Annotated in this window: 6 protein-coding genes and 2 pseudogenes; 4 read left to right on the forward strand and 4 right to left on the reverse strand. The window is 54.4% G+C overall.

The window, feature by feature from the left end; translation table 11 throughout:
• From AC2FNV_RS23080 to AC2FNV_RS23095, 4 genes and pseudogenes are all read right to left on the reverse strand, one after another.
• Positions 1–479 (reverse strand): annotated as a pseudogene (locus AC2FNV_RS23080) (glycine dehydrogenase (aminomethyl-transferring)); the annotation flags it as partial.
• Positions 480–587: 108 nt separating this feature from the next.
• Positions 588–953, reverse strand: a complete 366-nt coding sequence (gene gcvH, locus AC2FNV_RS23085; protein WP_170479401.1) for a glycine cleavage system protein GcvH — start codon at positions 951–953, stop codon at positions 588–590.
• 18 nt (positions 954–971) lie between these two features.
• Positions 972–2,069: a glycine cleavage system aminomethyltransferase GcvT gene (gcvT, locus tag AC2FNV_RS23090; RefSeq protein ID WP_170603108.1), complete on the reverse strand. Its 1,098-nt coding sequence runs from the start codon at positions 2,067–2,069 to the stop codon at positions 972–974.
• Between the two features lie 239 nt (positions 2,070–2,308).
• Positions 2,309–3,496 carry a Zn-dependent hydrolase gene (locus AC2FNV_RS23095; RefSeq protein ID WP_496774654.1) on the reverse strand — a complete coding sequence of 396 codons (1,188 nt, stop codon included), beginning with the start codon at positions 3,494–3,496 and terminating at the stop codon, positions 2,309–2,311.
• A 185-nt stretch (positions 3,497–3,681) separates the two neighbouring features.
• Between AC2FNV_RS23095 and AC2FNV_RS23100 the strand changes: the two genes are divergently transcribed.
• The 4 genes and pseudogenes from AC2FNV_RS23100 to AC2FNV_RS23115 form a co-directional block, all read left to right on the forward strand.
• Positions 3,682–4,332 (forward strand): histidine phosphatase family protein, encoded by a 651-nt coding sequence (locus AC2FNV_RS23100; RefSeq protein ID WP_170603104.1) that lies wholly within the window; start codon positions 3,682–3,684, stop codon positions 4,330–4,332.
• A 24-nt stretch (positions 4,333–4,356) separates the two neighbouring features.
• On the forward strand, positions 4,357–4,971 hold the full coding sequence (locus AC2FNV_RS23105; RefSeq protein WP_170603102.1) for a glutathione S-transferase family protein: 615 nt from the start codon (positions 4,357–4,359) through the stop codon (positions 4,969–4,971).
• A 14-nt stretch (positions 4,972–4,985) separates the two neighbouring features.
• Positions 4,986–6,041 carry a saccharopine dehydrogenase gene (locus AC2FNV_RS23110; RefSeq protein ID WP_170603100.1) on the forward strand — a complete coding sequence of 352 codons (1,056 nt, stop codon included), beginning with the start codon at positions 4,986–4,988 and terminating at the stop codon, positions 6,039–6,041.
• 3 nt (positions 6,042–6,044) lie between these two features.
• Positions 6,045–6,249: pseudogene (locus tag AC2FNV_RS23115) on the forward strand (saccharopine dehydrogenase); the annotation flags it as partial.

Raw genomic sequence — 6,249 nt, forward strand, 5'->3', positions numbered from 1 at the left:
ATTGCCATCGCTTCGGCGGCCGCAGTTGCTTCGTCCAAAAGGGACGCGTTAGCGACATCCAGACCCGTCAGATCACTGACCATCGTTTGGAAATTCAGCAGCGCCTCCAGCCTGCCCTGGCTGATCTCGGGTTGATAAGGCGTATAGGCAGTGTACCAAGCCGGGTTTTCCAAAATGTTGCGAAGGATCGGAGCCGGAGTTGTAGTTCCATAGTAGCCTTGACCAATTAATGAAGTGAGAACCTTGTTCTTGCCCGCCACCTCTTTCATGTAAAACAACGCGTCACGCTCGGTCATCGCAGGACCCCAGTCCAGCGGTTCTTTTTGTCGAATAGCCGGAGGAACGGTAGCGTCGATTAGCTGATCCAGAGTCTTGAAGCCGATCACCTTGAGCATATCGCGCATCTCGGTCGGACTAGGTCCTATGTGGCGGCGATTGGCAAAATCGTAAGCTTCATAATCGGTCAGTTTGAAGGCCATTATTGCGCTCCTCAAGGAATGTCTCACTCTGCTGATCTAGCAATAGCTACCGACAGTAGTGTTTTTTAAGTTTTGTGGGGCGGTGCCGCTCGGGCTTCCGCCAGATTGTTAGCCGATGAAGGCTTTGTACCCATTCAGATCCATCAGATCTTCAAGTTGCGACGCATCCGCCAGCTTGATTTTGTAGATCCAAGCATCCCCTTCTGGATCTTCATTTAGTGCACCGGGGTTATCGGCAAGCGTCTCGTTCACTTCAACTATCTCTCCGTCTACCGGGGCATAGATTTCCGAAGCTGCTTTGACAGATTCGATCACCCCGATCTCTCCGTCTTTTTCGAATTCGTCGCCGACCTCTTGCTGCTCAACAAACACCACATCGCCAAGCTGTTCCGCCGCGTGCGCCGTAATGCCCAGAGTCGCCGTATCCCCTTCAACTGTCAGCCACTCATGCTCTTCTGAATAATAGGTCGCCATTTCTTCTCTCTCCTCACTTCAACGCTTGTAGTTCTGGGTGACAAAGGGCAACGCCACAATCTGCGCTGGCTGCGGCTTGCGCCTTATAATCAGATTAACCGTTTCTCCGGGTTCGCCGTGACCCTTGGCAACATAACCCATAGCAATCGGCCCCCCGACGGTGGGCCCGAAACCGCCAGAGGTAATGTGACCAATCGTGTTGCCTTCCTTACATTGAATTTCGACCCCTTGGCGGGCAGGCGCCCTTCCTTCGGGCTTGATTCCTACCAACCGGCGTGATGGTCCTTCGTCCAGTTCCTTCTGCACACGCTCGGCTCCGGGAAATCCGCCTTCTTCCTTGCGGCGTTTCTGAATTGCCCAACCCAAAGAGGCCTCAATCGGCGAAGTCGTCTGGTCAATGTCGTTACCATATAGGCACAAGCCCGCTTCCAGCCGCAGGCTGTCACGAGCACCCAGTCCTGCCGGTTCGCAATCCTCATGCGCCAGAAACGCCCGTGTGATCTCAATTGCGTTATCATCGGGGATCGAAATCTCGTAACCGTCTTCGCCGGTATAGCCGAGCCGCGAAATGCGGCATTCCACGCCTTTGATTTCGGCTATGGCCGTTTCCATGAACTTCAGGTCCCGCGCGGCCGGGCATAGCCCACCCACAACTTCCTCAGCCTTGGGACCCTGTACGGCAACTAGCGCGCGATCGAAAATTTCGGTCACTTCGACGCCGCCCAAGTTGGCTTTCATGTGTGGGATATCTTGATGGCGCAGCGCAGCGTTAACCACGACAAAATAATGATCCCCTGCGTTTGACACGATCAGATCGTCCATAATTCCGCCGTCTGTGTTCGTGAAAAACCCGTAACGTGCTTTACCTTCCTTCAATGTCGCGTAGGCCTGGGGGCAAAGGCTTTCCAGCTTTTCCCCTACATTTTCACCCATTAGGATCACCTGACCCATATGGCCCACATCGAATAGGGCTGCTTTTTCGCGACACTGTTTATGTTCCCCCATAATACCCAGCGGATATTGAACGGGCATCTCCCAACCGGCAAAATCAACCATCTTGCCACCAAGTTCGACATGAAGATCGTAAAGGGGCGTGCGCTTTGGTGCGTCGGTCATGGCGATTACCTTTTCGTTCCTATCAGTCTGCGCGCTTACCAATCAGTCTGAAGCAAGCCGGACATTTTGCAACGATCGAATACATTAGACCCCACTGGCACACGCCTTTTGGGACGGTCGTTTTCAGTAGTCGCAAACGCCCCGGCGGACTGCATCGAACCCAATCGTACACCAGCGCATTCGGTAATATTTCCTATAGGAAACTTTTTTCCGTTAAGCAACACACAAGTTAAAGAGCATTATGCATTAAGACTGAGAACCGCGTGTTCCAATACGCGTAAACCCGCAACCAAATCGCTTTCGGCGGTGTCTTCAGAAAAATCGTGGCTGATCCCAGCGATGGAAGGTACGAAAAGCATAGCAACAGGCATCAGCCGGGCCACGTTAGTTGCGTCATGCAACGCGCCCGATGGAATTTTTTGCCACCCTTCCGGCGCGACTGTTTCCGCACCCATTTGAAGGGCAGAACGCAACTTAGTATCCATGGAAACTGGTTCTAACCCAAGCATCGTGCCGAAACTGAGGCCGAGGCCAACACTCTCTGCGACCTCCTGTGCAGCTTCCCGGATAATCCCTTCCATTCGCTCCAAACGATTTGCGTCACCGTCTCGCCATTGCATGGAAAAGCGAGCGCGCCCTGGCACGATTGACGATGCATTGGGGTGAAGATCGACACGGCCAATTGTCCATACAGTTTGGGGAGTGACCACGTTCTTAAAGCGATTGTTGATCATCGCGTTGAATTGCGAAACCGCCTGAAATGCGTCCCGGCGGAGATGCATTGGCGTCGTTCCGGCGTGATTTTGCTGCCCATCGAAAGTGATGACCACATCACGAATACCAACAATATCGGTGACCACGCCTATCTGATCGCCCTGCGCGTCTAGTGTTGGACCTTGTTCGATATGAAGCTCGATGAAGCCCTCGAACCGGGCCTGGTCCACAAAATCGTCAGACAGGTCAGACATCGATGATCTTGCCTCGGCGAAAGTAATCCCTGACGCGTCGGTCAATGAATCCGCTTTATCCAACGGCAAGCCACCGGACCAAACGGCCGATCCTGTAGTGACGCCAAATCTCCCCTCTTCGTCCTGAAAGCTGACAACAGAAATTTGTTGTTTAACGGACCGGGCAACCTCCAGCGCTGCGACAACGCCCAGCGCCCCATCCAACCAACCACCCTCGGGCTGACTGTCGGAATGTGACCCCAATAACAGAGAACGCCCTGGTGCCAGCCCGAACAAATTTCCAACCGGGTCAAAATGCGGAGCCAGACCCGCGTCGGCCATTTTCTGCGCCAGCCATTTCCGTGCGGCGATATCGGCCTCGGAATAGGCCGGTCGCACAACTCCTTTCCCGACGCCCGAGGCGCCAAATTCGCGCAGCTTATGCAGGTCGGATAGAAAACGGCTTTCGTTTATTGTCATAGGCTACCCCTGCGTGTGGTCAGGATAACATTATACTCAACGCCGCAGTGAGCAAGACAGTGCTACCTTTCAGTATCGCACCGTATCGGTAGAAACGGCATATTGGCTTTTCTGGTTGAGCAGGCAAAACCCCTCTGGTCCCGGTCCGAATCCTGCCCTAAGACTTCTCGCCAAGAGGAACCGACATGTCATACATTACATTGGTGCGTCACGGACAAGCCAACACAACAGCGCGGGATGAATCGAGCTACGACAGGCTGAGCGATCTGGGCCATCAACAGTCGCGCTGGTTGGGCGGTCATCTTCGCGACACCCACGCACATTATCCGCGCGTTTTTTGCGGCACCTTGAACCGCCATACGGAAACAGCCAGCAGTATGGGTCTGCCGTCCCCAATCCTCGACAAACGTCTGAATGAAATTGAGTATTTCACCTTGGCCCAACTGTTTCACGAACAGCACGGCGTGCCCATTCCAACTGACCGCGAAGGATTTGTTGAGCATCTCCCGCAAACTTTTGGCGCTTGGGCAAACGGAGATATTGCGAACGCGCCCGAAACCTTCGATCAATTTGAAACTCGGGTTTCAGATGCGCTGCGCGAGATTGGAACAGAGGGCGGACCAGCCATTGTTGTGACCTCAGGCGGCCTGATTTCAATGGCGGTGCGTCAGGCAATGGGGCTGGACATACCGTCTATGGCACGGGTGGCCCTTGCCATCATGAACACATCGTTACATCGTCTGCATCCTATAGGGGCTCAGCTCAGCCCCGTTCTTTTCAATGCCGTACCGCATCTGGAAGCCCCTGATAGGCACTTCGCCCAGACGCATCTGTAACCACCATCCTGAGGGACTTCTTTGATGCAGCTATACTATGCCCCGCGTACGATTTCCGTCGCTGTCGCTATCGCTTTGGAAGAGGCCAGGCTGCCGTATGAAACAATTCGCCTGGACTTTGCCGCCGGTGAACAAACCAAACCAGCCTACTGTCAGATCAACCCAAAGGGACGTGTTCCAGCGCTTGTGATCGACGGCGGCATCCTGACTGAAACGGGCGCGCTGCTAGAGTTTGTCGCCGCTAAATCGCCCGACGCCGGTTTGGTTCCGGACGATCCGTTCTTGGCCGCGCGTATGCGTGAAGTAATGTATTATCTGGCATCAACAATGCATGTGAATCATGCGCATAAGTTTCGCGGACAACGCTGGGCCGACAATCAAGACAGCTGGAAAGATATGGCTTCAAAAGTTGCCGAGACGATGACGGCTTCATGTGAATACATCTCTTCCAATGGGTTACGCGGTCCCTTTGTTTTGGGTGAGACGTTCTCGCTGGCCGATGCTTACCTGTACGTTGTTTGCACTTGGCTGGAAGGCGATGGCGTAGATGTCTCCGCCTTTCCCAAGATCGTCGCCTTTCGTCAGGCGATGAATGCACGAAAGTCGGTTCAGGCGGTAAAAGCCGCTGGAATGCTCTGAGCAAAGGATTCTCGATGACACATCTCTGGGTCCGGGCTGAACAGCGCCCGAACGAAGAAAGGGTTGGGTTAACACCCAAGGGTGCCGCCGCGCTGATCGCCGCCGGAATTCGTGTAACTGTCGAGGAAAGCCGTGTCCGTGCCATTCCGATTGATGGCTACAAAGAAGCTGGATGCGAAATCGCGACCGAGAATTCCTGGCCGGAGGCACCGTTGGATGCTGTCATCTTCGGCCTCAAGGAATTGCCCGAAGATGGTACACCCCTGCCTCACCGTCACATTATGTTCGGCCACGCTTTCAAGGGTCAGCATTCTGGCCGCACTCTGTTAGGAAGGTTCAAGGCTGGGGGCGGTACGCTATACGATCTGGAGTATCTGGTGGACGAAAACGGCCGCCGTGTTGCTGCATTTGGGTATTGGGCGGGCTACGCTGGGGCCGCAGTCACGCTAAAGACATGGGCGGCGCAGCAACGGGACGAGGAATGCCCCCCGGTTGGAGTATATCCCAGCAAAAACGCGTTGAATGCAGAGTTGTTGGCTGAACTTGATTCCATTAAAATTTCGCGCCCTCGCGCAATCGTCATCGGCGCTTTGGGCCGTGTTGGAGCGGGGGCTTCGGATCTGTGCGAAGCGATGGGCGTTCAGGTTACAAAGTGGGACATGGCCGAGACCGCCAGCGGTGGACCTTTTCTGGAAATTCTTGAACACGACTTGTTTCTGAACTGCATACTGGCCCGCCCAGGAACACCAGTTTTTGTTCCAAGGGCTGCACTGAGCTCTCCCCGCAACCTGACGGCAATTGGCGACATAGCTTGCGACCCGGACAGTGATTACAACCCTGTTCCCGTCTACGATCACGCGACCACCTGGGACGCCCCGGCCGTGCGTGTCGCCACCGATCCGGTGATGGACGTGATGGCAATCGACAATCTGCCGTCAATGCTGCCGGTCGAAAGTTCCGAAGATTACGCAGCTCAGCTACTGCCTTCTCTGCTAACCTTATCGGATATCAATGGCGGTGTTTGGGGTCGAGCGGCGACTACGTACAAATCGCATGTAAAAGGGATCTAAGCGATGACGATTCATTGGTGTGGAACTGGCCTGTCGGCAATCCCAGGTCTGCGCCGCCTGATCGAAGGCGGGCACAAAGTCACAGTCTGGAACCGGACTATTGAAAAAGCCAAAGTTGAGGTCGGAGACTTAACAAACGACATCCAAGCCTTTGACATCGACGCGCTGGGTTCGGTCCTTGAAAAAGGTGACGTGATCGTTTCCATGC

It is taken from the genome of Ruegeria sp. BHSA163 (assembly GCF_059613365.1).